Annotated in this window: 12 protein-coding genes; 11 read left to right on the top strand and 1 reads right to left on the bottom strand. The window is 55.1% G+C overall.

Annotated elements, in window-relative coordinates; genetic code table 11:
* Positions 1 to 36 precede the first annotated feature (36 nt).
* The 7 genes from ACLJRE_RS03675 (at position 37) to ACLJRE_RS03705 (ending at position 8,417) form a co-directional block, all read left to right on the top strand.
* Positions 37 to 2,301 (top strand): ComEC family protein, encoded by a 2,265-nt coding sequence (locus tag ACLJRE_RS03675; RefSeq protein WP_023212495.1) that lies wholly within the window; start codon positions 37 to 39, stop codon positions 2,299 to 2,301.
* Positions 2,302 to 2,337: 36 nt separating this feature from the next.
* A complete protein-coding gene (gene msbA / locus ACLJRE_RS03680) occupies positions 2,338 to 4,086 on the top strand; it encodes a lipid A ABC transporter ATP-binding protein/permease MsbA (RefSeq protein ID WP_000551246.1) in 1,749 nt (582 codons plus the stop codon).
* Positions 4,083 to 5,060, top strand: a complete 978-nt coding sequence (lpxK, locus tag ACLJRE_RS03685; RefSeq protein WP_000561679.1) for a tetraacyldisaccharide 4'-kinase — start codon at positions 4,083 to 4,085, stop codon at positions 5,058 to 5,060. Before msbA ends, lpxK begins: the two co-directional genes overlap by 4 nt.
* A gap of 43 nt (positions 5,061 to 5,103) precedes the next feature.
* Positions 5,104 to 6,336, top strand: a complete 1,233-nt coding sequence (locus ACLJRE_RS03690; protein WP_023212156.1) for a winged helix-turn-helix domain-containing protein — start codon at positions 5,104 to 5,106, stop codon at positions 6,334 to 6,336.
* Between the two features lie 51 nt (positions 6,337 to 6,387).
* A complete protein-coding gene (gene ycaR / locus ACLJRE_RS03695) occupies positions 6,388 to 6,570 on the top strand; it encodes a protein YcaR (protein ID WP_000350055.1) in 183 nt (60 codons plus the stop codon).
* Positions 6,567 to 7,313, top strand: coding sequence for a 3-deoxy-manno-octulosonate cytidylyltransferase (gene kdsB / locus ACLJRE_RS03700; protein ID WP_023212157.1), 747 nt, complete (start codon positions 6,567 to 6,569; stop codon positions 7,311 to 7,313). Before ycaR ends, kdsB begins: the two co-directional genes overlap by 4 nt.
* Before the next feature lie 210 nt (positions 7,314 to 7,523).
* Complete coding sequence (locus ACLJRE_RS03705) at positions 7,524 to 8,417, top strand: YcbJ family phosphotransferase (protein WP_023212158.1); 894 nt, start codon at positions 7,524 to 7,526, stop codon at positions 8,415 to 8,417.
* Here ACLJRE_RS03705 and elyC read toward each other — a convergent pair.
* Positions 8,397 to 9,173: an envelope biogenesis factor ElyC gene (gene elyC / locus ACLJRE_RS03710; RefSeq protein WP_000899567.1), complete on the bottom strand. Its 777-nt coding sequence runs from the start codon at positions 9,171 to 9,173 to the stop codon at positions 8,397 to 8,399. The genes ACLJRE_RS03705 and elyC overlap by 21 nt on opposite strands.
* A 135-nt stretch (positions 9,174 to 9,308) precedes the next feature.
* On the opposite strand from elyC, the gene cmoM reads away from it, so the two are divergent.
* From cmoM to mukB, 4 genes are read left to right on the top strand one after another with little or no spacing between them, the layout of a single operon-like run.
* Positions 9,309 to 10,112, top strand: coding sequence for a tRNA uridine 5-oxyacetic acid(34) methyltransferase CmoM (gene cmoM / locus ACLJRE_RS03715; protein ID WP_001154025.1), 804 nt, complete (start codon positions 9,309 to 9,311; stop codon positions 10,110 to 10,112).
* Positions 10,105 to 11,427 carry a chromosome partition protein MukF gene (gene mukF, locus ACLJRE_RS03720; protein ID WP_023212159.1) on the top strand — a complete coding sequence of 441 codons (1,323 nt, stop codon included), beginning with the start codon at positions 10,105 to 10,107 and terminating at the stop codon, positions 11,425 to 11,427. The genes cmoM and mukF overlap by 8 nt, the downstream gene beginning before the upstream one ends.
* Positions 11,408 to 12,112, top strand: a complete 705-nt coding sequence (gene mukE / locus ACLJRE_RS03725) for a chromosome partition protein MukE (protein WP_000060025.1) — start codon at positions 11,408 to 11,410, stop codon at positions 12,110 to 12,112. Before mukF ends, mukE begins: the two co-directional genes overlap by 20 nt.
* Positions 12,112 to 16,578, top strand: a complete 4,467-nt coding sequence (gene mukB, locus ACLJRE_RS03730) for a chromosome partition protein MukB (protein ID WP_000572739.1) — start codon at positions 12,112 to 12,114, stop codon at positions 16,576 to 16,578. Before mukE ends, mukB begins: the two co-directional genes overlap by 1 nt.
* Positions 16,579 to 16,691: the final 113 nt, after the last annotated feature.

The raw sequence follows: 16,691 nt of genomic DNA on the forward strand, positions 1-16,691 counted from the left end.
CTGAACCTGCACACTTTCCCGCACAGGGAGGTGTCTATGAAGATAACGACGGTCAGCGTATGCGTAGTATGCGGCATACTTCCGCTCATGATATTGCCAGTATTACCTGACACGTGGATTCTGGCGGTGCTGTTTTGTCTGGCATGTTTGCTTTGCCTCATACCTCATCACTATGCGCGCTACGCGGCATTAACTTTGCTCTTTTTCATGTGGGGGATATTTGCCGCCAGGCAGGCCATCTGGGCGGGAAACGTCCTGCCCGCCGCGACGCAGGAGGCGACAGTCGTCATTACTGCCACCGATCATATGACCACTCATTATGGGCGAATCACCCATTTGCGCGGAAAGCCGCTCTTTCCTGCTGTAGGGATTGTCCTGCATGGCCAGTACTTACCCACGGAAGTGTGTGCCGGGCAACAGTGGGCGATGACGCTGAAGGTCAGAGCGGTACACGGACAGCTTAACGAAGGCGGTTTTGATAGCCAACGTTACGCGCTGGCGCAGCACCAACCATTGACCGGGCGTTTTCTACAGGCTAAAGCGATTAACCCTGAGTGTAGTTTGCGTGGGCGCTATCTTGCTTCGCTTCGCGCTACGCTTGCGCCTTATCCGTGGCAACAGGTTATTCTGGCGTTGGGAATGGGGGAGCGGGGAGAGGTGTCGCAGGAGGTGAAGGCCGTTATGCGCGATACGGGGACTGCCCATTTGATGGCGATTTCCGGCCTGCATATCGCTTTTGCCGCGTTATTGGCTGCCGGATTAATCCGTGGCGGACAATTCTTTTTGCCGGCCAGATGGATTCGTTGGCAGACGCCATTGCTGGGCGGCATTCTTTGCGCGATATGTTATGCCTGGCTTACCGGTTTACAACCGCCTGCGCTGCGCACGGTGGCGGCACTGAGCGTCTGGGGAGGATTAAAATTAAGCGGACGACAGTGGAGCGGCTGGCAAGTCTGGTGCTGCTGTCTGGCCGCGATTATTTTCGCCGACCCTGTGGCGGTTATATCACAAAGTCTTTGGCTGTCAGCATTTGCGGTTGCCGGCCTGTTATTCTGGTATCAGTGGTTTCCTGCGCCAAACGGAAATTTTCCACGGGGCTTACGCTGGTTGCTTAACCTGCTTCACCTACAGGCAGGCATTACACTTCTGCTTTTGCCTCTCCAGGTGGCGCTTTTTCATGGCATAAGCGTTACCGCAATGCTGGCGAATCTTTTTGCCGTACCCTGGGTCACATTTGTGACGGTTCCACTCATCCTGGCGGGAATGATTCTGCATTTAACCGGGCCGTTTTTTCTTGAAGAGTGGGTATGGTACCTGACCGATCGCGCGTTAGCCGCGCTATTTTACCTGTTGAATGCTTTACCGCAGGGCTGGGTGAATATTGATAACCGTTGGCAGTGGCTGACGTTTTTGCCCTGGCTAATGCTTATCGCGTGGCGATTAAACGTCTGGCGTACCTGGCCGGCGGTCTGTTTATGCGGGTTATTGTTGATGAGCTGGCCACTCTGGCGACCGATAAACGCCAGCGGATGGCAGGTGCATATGCTGGATGTCGGTCAGGGGCTGGCGATAGCGATCGTCAGGGGCGATAAAGTAATACTCTACGATACCGGTCGGGCATGGCCGGAGGGCGACAGCGGGCAACAGGTTATTATTCCCTGGTTGCGCTGGCATAATCTGACGCCGGAGGGCGTTATTTTGAGTCATGAGCATCTGGATCATCGGGGCGGGCTGCGTTCGCTACAGCAGGTCTGGCCGTCAATGTGGATTCGCAGCCCATTAGGCTGGCAGGGACATTTGCCCTGTTTTCGCGGCGAGCAGTGGCAATGGCAGGGGCTAACGTTTCAGGCGCACTGGCCGTTACGCAAAAGTGCCGATCGAGGAAATAACCGCTCCTGTGTGGTCAAAGTGGATGATGGCGTACATAGCATCCTGCTCACGGGCGATATCGAAGCGGGCGCTGAACAAAAAATGCTAAGTCGTTACTGGCGACATCTTGCGGCGACGTTTATCCAGGTGCCGCATCATGGTAGTAATACGTCGTCGTCGCTACCATTTATTCAGCGCGTACATGGTGAAGCGGCGCTGGCGTCCGCATCGCGCTATAACGCATGGCGGCTGCCGTCCCGCAAGGTAAAACAGCGCTACCGACAACAGGCGTATCAGTGGTTTGATACACCCCACCAGGGGCAAATTTCGCTGCGGTTTTCTCCGCAGGGCTGGCGCATACAAGGCTTGCGGGATCAAATTTTACCTCGCTGGTATCATCAGTGGTTTGGCGTGTCCGAGGATAACGGGTAGAATATGCGGCTATTTCAACAAATGCTGGTTTTTTGAATGCATAACGATAAAGATCTCTCTACGTGGCAGACCTTCCGCCGACTGTGGCCAACCATAGCGCCTTTTAAAGCAGGTCTGATCGTGGCGGGCATAGCGTTAATTCTCAACGCAGCCAGCGATACCTTCATGCTATCGCTCCTCAAGCCATTACTGGATGATGGTTTCGGTAAAACGGATCGCTCAGTGTTGCTGTGGATGCCGCTGGTGGTTATTGGGCTGATGATATTACGAGGCATCACTAGCTATATCTCCAGCTACTGTATTTCATGGGTGTCAGGCAAGGTGGTAATGACCATGCGCCGTCGCCTGTTTGGCCATATGATGGGAATGCCCGTCGCCTTCTTTGATAAACAGTCTACCGGTACGCTGCTGTCGCGTATTACATACGATTCAGAACAGGTTGCCTCTTCTTCATCTGGCGCGCTGATTACCGTGGTGCGTGAAGGGGCATCGATCATCGGATTGTTTATCATGATGTTCTATTACAGCTGGCAGCTGTCGATCATCCTGGTTGTTCTGGCGCCGATTGTGTCGATTGCGATTCGCGTTGTCTCAAAGCGGTTCCGCAGCATCAGTAAAAATATGCAGAACACGATGGGACAAGTGACTACCAGCGCTGAACAAATGCTGAAAGGACACAAAGAGGTACTGATTTTTGGCGGTCAGGAAGTCGAAACTAAACGCTTTGATAAAGTCAGCAATAAGATGCGACTGCAAGGCATGAAAATGGTCTCTGCCTCGTCAATTTCTGATCCTATCATTCAGCTCATTGCCTCGCTGGCGCTGGCGTTTGTTCTCTATGCTGCGAGCTTCCCAAGCGTAATGGATAGCCTGACGGCAGGGACCATCACCGTGGTGTTCTCCTCCATGATCGCGCTGATGCGTCCATTAAAATCGCTGACAAACGTTAACGCGCAGTTCCAGCGTGGGATGGCGGCTTGTCAGACGTTGTTTGCGATTCTGGACAGCGAACAGGAGAAAGATGAAGGTAAACGTGTCATTGACCGCGCGACCGGCGATCTCGAATTCCGCAATGTGACGTTTACTTACCCGGGCCGTGAAGTGCCGGCATTGCGTAACATCAATTTGAAAATTCCTGCCGGGAAAACCGTGGCGCTGGTGGGGCGTTCCGGATCGGGTAAATCAACTATCGCCAGCCTGATCACCCGTTTCTACGATATTGATGAAGGACACATCCTGATGGATGGTCACGATCTACGCGAATACACTCTGGCCTCGCTACGTAATCAGGTGGCGCTGGTTTCGCAAAACGTGCATCTGTTTAACGACACGGTCGCTAATAACATTGCTTATGCCCGGACGGAAGAATACAGCCGCGAGCAGATTGAAGAGGCGGCGCGCATGGCCTATGCCATGGACTTTATCAACAAGATGGATAATGGCCTGGATACCATCATCGGCGAAAACGGCGTACTGCTTTCCGGCGGTCAACGCCAGCGTATCGCGATTGCCCGCGCCTTACTGCGCGACAGCCCGATTTTGATCCTTGATGAAGCTACGTCCGCGCTGGATACCGAATCTGAACGTGCGATTCAGGCCGCGTTGGATGAGCTGCAGAAAAACCGTACCTCTCTGGTGATTGCGCACCGTCTCTCTACCATCGAACAGGCGGATGAGATCGTTGTAGTCGAAGACGGTATTATCGTTGAGCGCGGCACTCATAGCGAGCTGCTGGCGCAACACGGCGTTTACGCCCAGCTACATAAGATGCAATTTGGCCAATGATTGCGCGTATCTGGTCGGGTGAATCCCCGCTATGGCGGTTACTGCTGCCGCTCTCCTGGCTGTATGGCCTGGTGAGCGGGGCGATTCGTCTGAGCTATAAGCTTGGTTTTAAACGCGCCTGGCGAGCGCCGGTACCGGTGGTTGTGGTAGGGAATCTTACGGCTGGCGGTAACGGTAAAACACCCGTAGTCATTTGGCTGGTGGAAAAGCTGCAACAGCGTGGCGTGCGCGTGGGGGTCGTTTCCCGCGGCTACGGCGGGAAAGCTGCCGCTTATCCGCTGCTCCTGACGCCGGAGACGACAACCGCAGAAGCGGGAGATGAACCGGTATTGATTTATCAACGGACCGGCGCGCCTGTCGCGGTGGCGCCTGAACGCGCCGCGGCGGTGAAAGCGATTCTGGCGGCGCATAATGTGCAGATTATTATCACCGACGATGGGTTGCAGCATTACCGACTCGCGCGAGATATTGAAATTGTGGTGATTGACGGCGTGCGCCGCTTTGGCAACGGCTGGTGGCTTCCTGCCGGTCCTATGCGCGAACGCGCTAGTCGCCTGAAAACCGTGGACGCCGCTATCGTGAATGGCGGCGTCGCCCGGGCGGGCGAAATCCCCATGCAGCTAGCGCCTGGACTGGCGGTGAACTTACGTACGGGAGCGCGTTGCGATGTGGCGCAACTGAGCAATATTGTGGCTATGGCGGGCATCGGTCATCCGCCGCGCTTTTTCGCGACGCTGGAAGCCTGTGGCGCGCATCCGCAAAAGTGCGTCCCGCTGGCCGATCATCAAACGCTCGCCCCTGCTGACGTTCAGGCGTTGGTCGGTGAAGGGCAGACCCTGGTAATGACGGAAAAAGACGCGGTGAAATGCCGTGCTTTTGCCGAAGATAACTGGTGGTTCTTACCGGTTGATGCGCGTTTGTCCGGTGAGCAGCCTGATAAGCTGCTTGAACATATCACCTCGCTGGTTCGCTAGCGTACCCCAATGCTGCGGCAGTGATGAATTTATGGAGTCATGAATGTCATTGCCGTACCTTTCTCTTTCCCAGGCCCGTTGTCTTCACCTTGCTGCGCAGGGGCTATTGAAAAAGCCGCGCCGTAACGCGATGCCTGGCGATGTTCTTGCCGCCATCTCACGCATGGCGTTGTTGCAAATTGATACCATCAATGTTGTCGCACGTAGCCCCTATCTGGTGCTGTTTAGCCGTCTCGGTTCGTACCCGCAGGCCTGGCTGGATGAGGCGCTGCGACGCGGCGAGTTAATGGAATACTGGGCGCATGAGGCCTGTTTCTTACCACGCCGCGACTTTAAACTTATCCGCCATCGTATGCTGTCGCCGGAAAAGATGGGCTGGAAATATCGCGCGGCATGGATGCATGAACACGCGGAAGAAATAGAACAGCTGGTTCGGCATATTCAGGAGCACGGTCCGGTGCGTTCTGCCGATTTTGAACATGCGCGGAAAGGCGTCAGCGGCTGGTGGGAATGGAAACCACATAAACGCCACCTTGAGGGTTTATTTACCGCCGGAAAAGTCATGGTTGTTGAGCGGCGTAATTTTCAACGTGTATATGATTTAACGCCCCGTGTGATGCCGCACTGGGATGATGAACGCGATGGACTGTCACAGCCGCAGGCGGAAAGCCTGATGCTGGATAATAGCGCGCGCAGTCTGGGGATTTTCCGTGAACAGTGGCTGGCGGATTACTACCGCCTGAAACGTCCTGACCTGAAGGGATGGCGGGAGAGCCGGGCGGAACAGCAGCAGATTATTCCGGTCGAGGTGGAAACGTTGGGGCGGATGTGGCTTCATGCCGATCTTCTTTCGCAGCTGGAACCGGCGCTGAATAACGCCTTAAAGGCGACCCATAGCGCAGTACTGTCGCCTTTCGATCCTGTGGTATGGGATCGCAAGCGGGCAGCGCAGCTTTTCGGATTTAACTATCGGCTGGAATGTTATACGCCTGCGGCGAAGCGCCAGTACGGTTATTTTGTGCTGCCGCTATTATACCAGGGCCGTTTAGTCGGGCGAATGGATGCCAAAATGCACCGTAAAACGGGGGTGCTTGAGGTTATCTCGCTGTATCTGGAGGACGATATCCGCCCTGGCGTTAGTCTGCAAAAAGGAATCTGGCAGGCTATTAGCGCGTTTGCTGCCTGGCAACGGGCATCGCGCGTGACGCTGGGACAATGTCCGCCAGGCCTGTTTAGCGCCATGCGTCATGGCTGGGAAATAGACCCTGCATCATAACCGATTATGTTAATATTGAAGGATTCACAATCCGGTCCATCTGGAGGAACTATGGATCATCGTCTGCTTGAAATCATCGCCTGCCCGGTATGTAACGGCAAACTCTGGTATAACCAGGAAAAGCAAGAATTAATTTGCAAACTGGATAATCTCGCTTTCCCGTTACGCGACGGCATTCCTGTATTGCTGGAAAATGAAGCTCGCGCCCTGACATCTGATGAGAGTAAATCATGAGTTTCGTCGTCATCATTCCGGCCCGTTTTTCATCTACCCGACTGCCAGGCAAACCATTAGTGGATATTAATGGTAAGCCCATGATTGCTCATGTCCTGGAGCGGGCGCGTGAATCTGGCGCGGAACGCATTATTGTCGCGACCGATCATGAAGACGTGGCTCGTGCGGTAGAAGCGGCTGGCGGCGAAGTGTGCATGACGCGCGCCGATCACCAGTCCGGCACCGAACGGTTGGCGGAAGTGGTAGAGAAGTGCGGATTCAGCGACGATACCGTTATTGTGAACGTTCAGGGCGATGAGCCGATGATCCCGGCGGTTATTATTCGCCAGGTCGCGGAAAATCTGGCGCAGCGCCAGGTTGGCATGGCGACGCTGGCGGTGCCGATTCACAGCGCCGAAGAAGCGTTTAACCCGAATGCGGTAAAAGTCGTGTTGGATGCCGAAGGCTATGCGCTTTACTTTTCCCGGGCGACGATTCCCTGGGATCGCGACCGCTTTGCAAAAAGTATGGAAACGGTAGGGGATACTTGCCTGCGCCATCTGGGCATTTACGGCTATCGCGCGGGTTTTATCCGCCGTTACGTGAGCTGGCAACCCAGCCCGCTGGAACATATTGAAATGCTGGAGCAACTCCGTGTGCTGTGGTACGGCGAAAAAATTCATGTCGCCGTCGCCAAAGCGGTGCCCGGCACGGGCGTAGACACCGCCGACGACCTGGAGCGCGTGCGCGCTGAAATGCGTTAACATGATCCTGTTCATGATCGTCTTAGACGGTCATGAACAGCGCGGTATGATAGCGCAAAGATGAATACTCACGTTTGCTCATCAGTGGCGGTTTTCTCGTACCGTTACGATTTTCCTCATTTTTCTTTTCTTCCCTTGATCTGATACGGGTGACATCTGTCCATACGACGCTCATTATTAAAGCAGTAGCACTAATGGGGGTAATCTGGAATGGAACAGTTGCGGGCCGAACTCAGTCATTTGTTGGGTGAAAAACTTAGCCGTATAGAGTGCGTGAATGAGAAAGCGGATTCCGCATTGTGGTCATTATATGACAGCCAGGGAAATCCGATGCCGCTGATGGCGCGAAGCTTTACTACTCCCGGCGTTGCGCAGCAACTGGCATGGAAAACCTCAATGCTGGCGCGTAGCGGTACGGTGAGGATGCCGGTAATCTATGGCGTATTGACGCATGAAGAGCATCCTGGTCCGGATGTGCTGCTACTGGAACGACTGCGCGGTGTGCCGGTCGAGGCGCCGGCGCGCACTCCGGAACGCTGGGAACAGCTAAAAGATCAGATTGTCGAAGGGCTGTTAGCCTGGCATCGGCAGGATAGCCGCGGTTGCGTTGGCGCCGTAGACCATACTCAGGAGAATATCTGGCCTTCCTGGTATCGTCAGCGTGTGGAGGTGCTGTGGACGACGCTAAATCAGTTCAGCAATACTGGCCTGACGATGCAGGACAAACGCATTCTGTTTCGTACCAGAGAATGTCTTCCTTCGTTATTTGAAGGGTTTAACGACAACTGCGTACTGGTGCATGGCAACTTCTGCCTGCGCAGTATGCTTAAAGACGCCCGTAGCGATCAGCTTCTGGCGATGGTCGGCCCCGGGCTGATGCTGTGGGCGCCGAGAGAGTTCGAACTGTTTCGCCTGATGGATAATCCATTGGCGGAGGGATTGCTTTGGCATTATCTGCAACGCGCGCCAGTGGCGGAGTCATTCATCTGGCGGCGTTGGCTCTATGTGCTGTGGGACGAGGTTGCGCAATTGGTCAATACCGGACGTTTTAACCGTACCAATTTTAATCTGGCGGCGAAATCATTACTCCCCTGGCTTGCCTGATATGCCTTTCAGCCATTGCCAAAGTCGCCCTAATGTTTCATACCCAGCGCGATCGCTGTGCATCAGCCAGACCGGGGACGGAATTGCCCGCTCCCAGGGATTGAGCGGCGAATCGATCGCCAACTGATTCGCCGGTGCGGGAAGCGGATTCAGCCCGGCATGCTGAAAGAAAATCATCGCACGCGGCAAATGCGAGGCGGAGGTTACCAACAGGAAAGGGGCGTCGCCGATGGCCTGCTTAACGGCGGCGGCTTCTTCTTCCGTATCTTTTGGCTTATCCAGCGTAATAATATCGTTACGCGGTACGCCCAGCGACTGCGCCACCCGCGCACCGACTTCCGCCGTGCTTACCGTATTGGTTTTTGCTACGCCGCCGGTAAAAATCAGCTTTGCTCCCGGATTCGCACGCCACAGCCGAATGCCTTCCGCCAGCCGCGGTAAGCTATTGTTAATTAAATTGGAGCTCGGCGCCCACTGCGGGTTCCAGGTATAGCCGCCGCCGAGAACCACAATATATTCCACCTTTTGCGGACCCTGCCAGGTAGGGTAGCGGTTTTCTATTGGGCGCAGCAAATGGTCAGAGACGGGTTGCAGGCTTAATAGCAATAGCGCCAGCCAACCTACGCTGATAAATACTTTTCCGGTCTTCTGAAAGCGGCTAAACCAGACCAGCGCCAGGCCGACGCCAATCATCAGCAACATCAGCGGAAGCGGCAATAACATACCGCCAATCACTTTCTTTAGCGTAAAAAGCATCCTTTTTGGTTCCTTTTTTAACCATATAGCGGAGGATTAACGATGATATTACACCAGACAGGTTCATTCTCGCCGTGGCTGTGACAAAATAGCGGTTTTATCAGATAACGCCTAAGCCAGCCTGTGGAGAGTCCGATGCAGGATCGCAATTTTGATGACATTGCTGAAAAGTTTTCCCGTAACATTTACGGCACGACCAAAGGACAACTACGGCAAGCCATTCTGTGGCAAGACCTGGATCGCGTGCTGGAGGAGATTGGCGGGCGAAAACTGCGGGTACTGGATGCCGGCGGCGGCGAAGGGCAAACGGCGATTAAGATGGCGGAACGCGGCCATCAGGTGACGTTATGCGATCTGTCTGGCGAAATGATCGCCCGCGCGCGGCAGGCGGCCGAGGCAAAAGGTGTGAGCAAAGACATGCATTTTATACAATGCCCGGCTCAGGACGTCGCTTCGCATTTGGAAAGCCCGGTTGATCTGATATTGTTTCATGCTGTGCTGGAGTGGGTAGCCGATCCTGTCGGCGTATTAGAAACGCTCTGGTCAGTATTGCGCCCTGGCGGCGCGCTGTCGTTGATGTTCTATAACGCTAACGGTTTGCTGATGCACAATATGGTGGCGGGTAATTTTGACTACGTGCAGGCGGGGATGCCTAAACGCAAGAAGCGCACGCTGTCGCCTGACTACCCGCGCGACCCCGCGCAGGTGTACCAGTGGCTGGAGGCGATTGGCTGGCAGATTACCGGTAAAACCGGCGTGCGTGTGTTTCATGATTATCTGCGTGAAAAACACCAGCAGCGTGACTGTTATGAGACCCTGGTCGAACTGGAAACGCGTTATTGCCGCCAGGAGCCGTATATTAGCCTTGGGCGCTACATTCATGTCACCGCGATTAAAAGCCCGGCGCTAGCCGCAGATGCAAGGATAACCTATGAGTGAATTTTCCCAGACAGTCCCCGAACTGGTTGCCTGGGCCAGAAAAAACGACTTTTCCATCTCGCTGCCGGTAGACAGACTTTCCTTTCTGCTGGCGGTCGCCACGTTGAACGGCGAACGCCTTGACGGCGAGATGAGTGAAGGCGAGCTGGTGGATGCATTCCGCCATGTGAGTGATGCGTTTGAGCAAACCAGCGAAACCATCGGCGTGCGCGCTAATAACGCGATTAACGATATGGTGCGTCAACGTCTGCTGAACCGCTTTACCAGCGAGCAGGCGGAAGGCAATGCGATTTACCGATTAACCCCGCTCGGGATTGGCATCACCGATTACTACATTCGTCAACGCGAATTCTCTACGCTGCGTCTTTCTATGCAGTTGTCGATTGTGGCCGTCGAATTGAAGCGCGCGGCGGATGCGGCAGCGGAGGGTGGCGATGAGTTCCACTGGCATCGCAACGTTTACGCGCCATTGAAATATTCGGTGGCGGAGATTTTCGACAGTATCGATCTGACCCAGCGCATCATGGATGAACAGCAGCAGCAGGTGAAAGACGATATCGCACAACTGCTGAATAAAGACTGGCGGGCGGCGATTTCCAGCTGTGAACTGCTGCTTTCCGAAACGTCTGGTACGCTGCGCGAGTTGCAGGATACGCTGGAGGCGGCGGGCGATAAGCTGCAGGCTAACCTGCTGCGCATTCAGGATGCCACGATGACGCACGATGATCTGCATTTTGTCGACAGGCTGGTGTTTGACTTACAAAGTAAACTTGACCGCATTATCAGTTGGGGTCAGCAGTCTATTGATTTATGGATCGGCTACGATCGTCACGTGCATAAATTTATCCGTACCGCGATCGATATGGATAAAAACCGTGTCTTCGCCCAGCGGTTGCGCCAGTCCGTACAGACTTATTTTGACGATCCGTGGGCGCTAACCTACGCGAATGCCGATCGTCTGCTGGATATGCGCGATGAAGAGATGGCGTTGCGTGACGATGAAGTCACCGGGGAGTTGCCGCCGGATCTGGAATATGAAGAGTTTAACGAGATCCGCGAGCAGTTAGCGGCCATCATTGAAGAACAGCTGGCTATCTACAAAACCAGACAAACGCCACTGGATCTTGGGCTGGTGGTGCGCGAGTATCTGGCGCAATACCCGCGCGCGCGTCATTTCGACGTGGCGCGTATTGTTATCGATCAAGCGGTACGTCTTGGCGTAGCGCAAGCAGATTTCACCGGACTGCCAGCCAAATGGCAGCCGATTAATGATTACGGAGCCAAGGTACAGGCGCATGTCATTGACAAATATTGAACAAGTGATGCCGGTTAAGCTGGCGCAGGCGCTGGCGAATCCGTTATTTCCGGCGCTGGATAGCGCATTACGTTCGGGCCGCCACATCGGGCTGGACGAACTGGATAATCATGCCTTTCTGATGGATTTTCAGGAATACCTGGAAGAGTTTTACGCGCGTTATAACGTGGAGCTGATTCGCGCGCCGGAGGGGTTCTTCTACCTGCGTCCGCGTTCTACCACGCTTATCCCGCGCTCGGTGTTATCCGAACTGGATATGATGGTCGGTAAAATTCTCTGCTACCTCTATCTTAGCCCGGAGCGTCTGGCCAACGAAGGGATCTTTACTCAGCAAGAGTTGTACGACGAGCTGCTTACCCTTGCGGACGAAGCCAAACTGCTAAAGCTGGTGAATAACCGCTCGACGGGATCTGACGTTGATCGTCAGAAACTGCAGGAAAAGGTGCGTTCTTCTTTGAACCGCCTGCGTCGTTTGGGCATGGTATGGTTTATGGGCCACGACAGCAGCAAATTCCGCATTACCGAATCGGTCTTCCGCTTTGGCGCGGATGTCCGCGCCGGCGACGATCCTCGCGAGGCGCAGCGTCGTCTCATCCGCGACGGGGAAGCGATGCCCATTGAAAACCATCTGCAACTTAATGATGAGACCGAAGAGAGTCAGCCGGACAGTGGAGAGGAAGAATAATGATTGAACGCGGTAAATTTCGCTCGCTAACGCTGATTAACTGGAACGGTTTTTTTGCCCGCACTTTTGACCTGGATGAACTGGTCACGACGTTATCCGGGGGCAACGGCGCCGGAAAATCCACGACGATGGCGGCGTTCGTCACGGCGCTGATCCCGGATCTCACATTACTGCACTTTCGTAACACCACGGAAGCCGGCGCCACCAGCGGTTCGCGCGATAAAGGTCTGCACGGTAAGCTGAAGGCGGGCGTCTGTTACTCCATGCTCGACACCATTAATTCCCGCCATCAGCGGGTGGTGGTCGGCGTGCGTCTGCAGCAGGTCGCTGGGCGCGATCGCAAAGTGGACATCAAACCGTTCGCTATCCAGGGGCTGCCGATGTCGGTACAGCCGACACAACTGGTGACGGAGACATTAAACGAACGTCAGGCGCGCGTACTGTCGCTTGCTGAGTTGAAAGACAAGCTTGACGAGATGGAAGGCGTGCAGTTTAAGCAGTTTAACTCCATCACCGATTATCATTCGCTGATGTTTGACTTAGGGATTATCGCCCGTCGTCTGCGCTCCGCTTCCGATCGTAGTAAATTCTATCGTTTGATAGAGGCCTCGCTGTACGGCGGGATCTCCAGCGCCATTACCCGATCGCTGCGCGATTATTTATTGCCAGAAAACAGCGGCGTGCGCAAGGCATTCCAGGATATGGAAGCGGCGCTGCGCGAGAACCGACTCACGCTGGAAGCGATTCGTGTTACCCAATCCGATCGCGATCTGTTTAAGCATTTGATCAGCGAAGCCACCGATTATGTGGCGGCGGATTATATGCGCCACGCCAATGAGCGTCGGGTTCACCTTGATCAGGCGTTGGCGTTTCGACGCGAACTGTACACATCGCGCAAGCAACTGGCGGCAGAGCAGTATAAGCACGTCGATATGGCCCGTGAGTTGGGCGAACATAACGGCGCCGAAGGTTCTCTTGAAGCGGATTATCAGGCGGCGAGCGATCACCTGAATCTGGTGCAAACCGCGCTGCGCCAGCAGGAAAAAATTGAACGCTACGAAGCAGATCTTGAAGAGCTGCAGATTCGACTCGAAGAGCAAAACGAAGTGGTGGCGGAAGCCGCCGAAATGCAGGACGAAAATGAAGCGCGTGCCGAAGCCGCCGAGCTGGAAGTCGATGAACTCAAAAGCCAGCTTGCGGATTACCAGCAGGCGCTGGATGTACAGCAAACGCGCGCGATTCAGTATAACCAGGCGATATCAGCGCTTGCCCGCGCTAAAGAACTTTGCCATCTGCCGGATCTAACGCCGGAAAGCGCCGCCGAATGGCTGGATACTTTCCAGGCAAAAGAGCAGGAAGCTACGGAAAAACTGCTGTCGTTGGAACAAAAAATGAGCGTGGCGCAAACCGCGCACAGTCAGTTTGAGCAGGCTTACCAGCTGGTGGCGGCGATCAACGGCCCGCTGGCGCGTAGCGAAGCCTGGGACGTGGCGCGCGAGCTGTTACGGGACGGCGTGAACCAGCGTCATCTGGCGGAACAGGTACAGCCGCTGCGGATGCGCCTGAGCGAACTGGAACAGCGGCTGCGCGAGCAGCAAGAGGCGGAACGTCTGCTGGCGGAGTTCTGTAAGCGACAGGGCAAAAATTTTGATATTGACGAACTGGAAGCGCTGCATCAGGAGCTGGAAGCCCGCATCGCGTCCTTGTCTGATAGCGTATCGTCAGCCAGCGAACAGCGTATGGCCTTGCGTCAGGAGCAGGAGCAGCTTCAATCCCGTATCCAGCATCTGATGCAACGCGCTCCTGTCTGGCTGGCGGCGCAAAACAGCCTTAACCAGCTTAGCGAACAGTGTGGCGAGGAGTTTACGTCCAGCCAGGAAGTGACCGAATACCTGCAACAGCTGCTGGAGCGTGAGCGCGAAGCCATTGTCGAACGCGACGAAGTGGGCGCGCGTAAAAATGCGGTTGATGAAGAGATCGAACGTTTAAGCCAGCCGGGCGGCGCGGAAGATCAGCGTTTGAATGCGCTGGCGGAGCGTTTTGGCGGGGTACTGCTGTCGGAAATCTACGATGATGTCAGTCTTGAAGATGCGCCGTACTTTTCCGCACTGTATGGCCCGTCGCGCCATGCGATCGTCGTACCGGATTTATCGCAAATAGCCGAACAGCTTGAAGGTCTGACCGACTGCCCGGAAGATCTGTACCTGATCGAAGGCGATCCGCAGTCTTTTGATGACAGCGTATTCAGCGTTGACGAGCTGGAAAAGGCGGTGGTCGTGAAAATTGCCGACCGTCAGTGGCGTTATTCGCGTTTCCCGTCGCTGCCTATTTTTGGCCGCGCGGCGCGCGAGAACCGTATTGAAAGTCTCCATGCGGAACGGGAAGTGCTTTCCGAGCGCTTTGCCACGCTCTCGTTTGACGTTCAGAAAACCCAGCGTTTGCACCAGGCGTTCAGCCGTTTTATCGGCAGCCACCTTTCCGTTGCTTTTGAGGACGATCCGGAAGCGGAAATTCGCCGACTGAACGGGCGTCGCGTCGAACTGGAGCGCGCGCTGGCGACGCATGAAAGCGACAACCAGCAGCAGCGCCTTCAGTTTGAGCAGGCGAAAGAGGGCGTTTCCGCGCTTAACCGTTTGCTGCCGCGGCTGAATTTATTGGCCGATGAAACGCTGGCCGATCGGGTCGATGAAATTCAGGAACGGTTGGATGAGGCGCAGGAAGCGGCGCGATTTGTGCAGCAATATGGCAACCAGTTAGCCAAACTGGAGCCGGTGGTTTCCGTTCTGCAAAGCGATCCGGAACAGTTTGAGCAGTTAAAAGAAGACTATGCATGGTCGCAGCAAATGCAGCGCGACGCGCGCCAGCAGGCTTTTGCGCTGGCTGAAGTCGTCGAACGTCGGGCGCATTTCAGCTATTCCGACTCGGCGGAAATGTTGAGCGGCAACAGCGATCTCAACGAAAAGCTGCGCCAGCGGCTGGAGCAGGCGGAAGCCGAGCGTACCCGCGCCCGCGAAGCGCTGCGCAGCCATGCCGCGCAGTTAAGTCAGTACAGCCAGGTCCTGGCCTCGCTAAAAAGCTCTTACGACACGAAAAAAGAGCTGCTTAACGATTTGCAGCGCGAATTACAGGATATTGGCGTTCGCGCCGATAGCGGGGCGGAAGAGCGCGCTCGCCAGCGTCGCGATGAACTGCACGCTCAGTTGAGCAATAACCGTTCGCGTCGCAATCAGCTTGAGAAAGCGCTCACTTTCTGCGAAGCGGAGATGGAGAACCTGACCCGTAAGCTGCGCAAGCTGGAGCGCGATTATCATGAAATGCGCGAGCAGGTCGTAACCGCGAAAGCCGGCTGGTGCGCAGTCATGCGGATGGTGAAAGACAATGGCGTGGAACGCCGTCTGCACCGTCGTGAGCTGGCTTATCTGTCGGCGGATGAACTGCGCTCCATGTCGGATAAGGCGTTGGGCGCGCTGCGCCTGGCCGTCGCGGATAACGAACATCTGCGCGACGTATTGCGTCTGTCGGAAGATCCGAAACGCCCGGAACGTAAAATCCAGTTCTTTGTGGCCGTTTACCAGCATCTGCGCGAACGTATTCGTCAGGATATTATTCGTACCGACGATCCGGTTGAAGCCATTGAACAAATGGAGATTGAGCTGAGCCGTCTGACGGAAGAGCTGACATCGCGTGAGCAAAAGCTGGCGATCAGTTCCCGCAGCGTGGCAAACATCATCCGCAAGACTATCCAGCGTGAGCAGAACCGTATTCGTATGCTGAACCAGGGTTTGCAAAGCGTCTCGTTTGGCCAGGTGAATAGCGTGCGGTTAAACGTCAACGTGCGTGAAACGCATGCCACCTTGCTGGATGTGCTTTCAGAACAGCAAGAGCAGCACCAGGATCTGTTTAACAGCAATCGTCTGACCTTCTCTGAAGCGCTGGCGAAACTGTACCAGCGTCTGAATCCGCAGATCGATATGGGGCAACGCACGCCGCAGACCATCGGCGAGGAGTTGCTGGACTACCGTAACTATCTGGAAATGGAAGTTGAAGTTAACCGTGGGTCTGACGGCTGGCTGCGTGCGGAATCCGGCGCGCTATCCACGGGTGAAGCTATCGGGACCGGGATGTCAATTCTGGTGATGGTGGTGCAAAGCTGGGAAGACGAAGCGCGCAGACTGCGCGGGAAAGATATTTCGCCATGTCGCCTGCTGTTCCTCGATGAAGCGGCGCGTCTGGATGCGCGCTCTATCGCCACGCTGTTTGAACTATGCGAACGTTTGCAGATGCAGCTCATCATCGCCGCGCCGGAAAACATCAGTCCGGAGAAGGGCACGACGTATAAACTGGTGCGTAAAGTGTTTCAGAATACTGAGCATGTTCATGTTGTCGGGCTGCGTGGCTTTGCGCCGCAGCTTCCGGAAACGCTTCCCGGTACGCGGACGGAAGATACGCCTTCAGAAGCGAGTTAAATACGGCAGAAATAATGAAGTGCCCGATGGCGCCTCGTTTATCAGGCAAGGCCGGATAAGTCGGTTACGCCGCCATCCGGCACAACAAGTTCTGCTTTATCATTACCCTGGGG

Origin of the sequence: Salmonella sp. SAL04157 (assembly GCF_046551635.1) — a bacterium.
GTDB lineage: Bacteria > Pseudomonadota > Gammaproteobacteria > Enterobacterales > Enterobacteriaceae > Salmonella > Salmonella enterica.

Bases quoted from the DNA above. Each gene is read 5' to 3' on its own strand.
- ACLJRE_RS03675 (WP_023212495.1), top strand. From the start codon at position 37: ATGAAGATAACGACGGTCAGCGTATGCGTAGTATGCGGCATACTTCCG.
- msbA (WP_000551246.1), top strand. From the start codon at position 2,338: ATGCATAACGATAAAGATCTCTCTACGTGGCAGACCTTCCGCCGACTG.
- lpxK (WP_000561679.1), top strand. From the start codon at position 4,083: ATGATTGCGCGTATCTGGTCGGGTGAATCCCCGCTATGGCGGTTACTG.
- ACLJRE_RS03690 (WP_023212156.1), top strand. From the start codon at position 5,104: ATGTCATTGCCGTACCTTTCTCTTTCCCAGGCCCGTTGTCTTCACCTT.
- ycaR (WP_000350055.1), top strand. From the start codon at position 6,388: ATGGATCATCGTCTGCTTGAAATCATCGCCTGCCCGGTATGTAACGGC.
- kdsB (WP_023212157.1), top strand. From the start codon at position 6,567: ATGAGTTTCGTCGTCATCATTCCGGCCCGTTTTTCATCTACCCGACTG.
- ACLJRE_RS03705 (WP_023212158.1), top strand. From the start codon at position 7,524: ATGGAACAGTTGCGGGCCGAACTCAGTCATTTGTTGGGTGAAAAACTT.
- elyC (WP_000899567.1), bottom strand. From the start codon at position 9,173: ATGCTTTTTACGCTAAAGAAAGTGATTGGCGGTATGTTATTGCCGCTT.
- cmoM (WP_001154025.1), top strand. From the start codon at position 9,309: ATGCAGGATCGCAATTTTGATGACATTGCTGAAAAGTTTTCCCGTAAC.
- mukF (WP_023212159.1), top strand. From the start codon at position 10,105: ATGAGTGAATTTTCCCAGACAGTCCCCGAACTGGTTGCCTGGGCCAGA.
- mukE (WP_000060025.1), top strand. From the start codon at position 11,408: ATGTCATTGACAAATATTGAACAAGTGATGCCGGTTAAGCTGGCGCAG.
- mukB (WP_000572739.1), top strand. From the start codon at position 12,112: ATGATTGAACGCGGTAAATTTCGCTCGCTAACGCTGATTAACTGGAAC.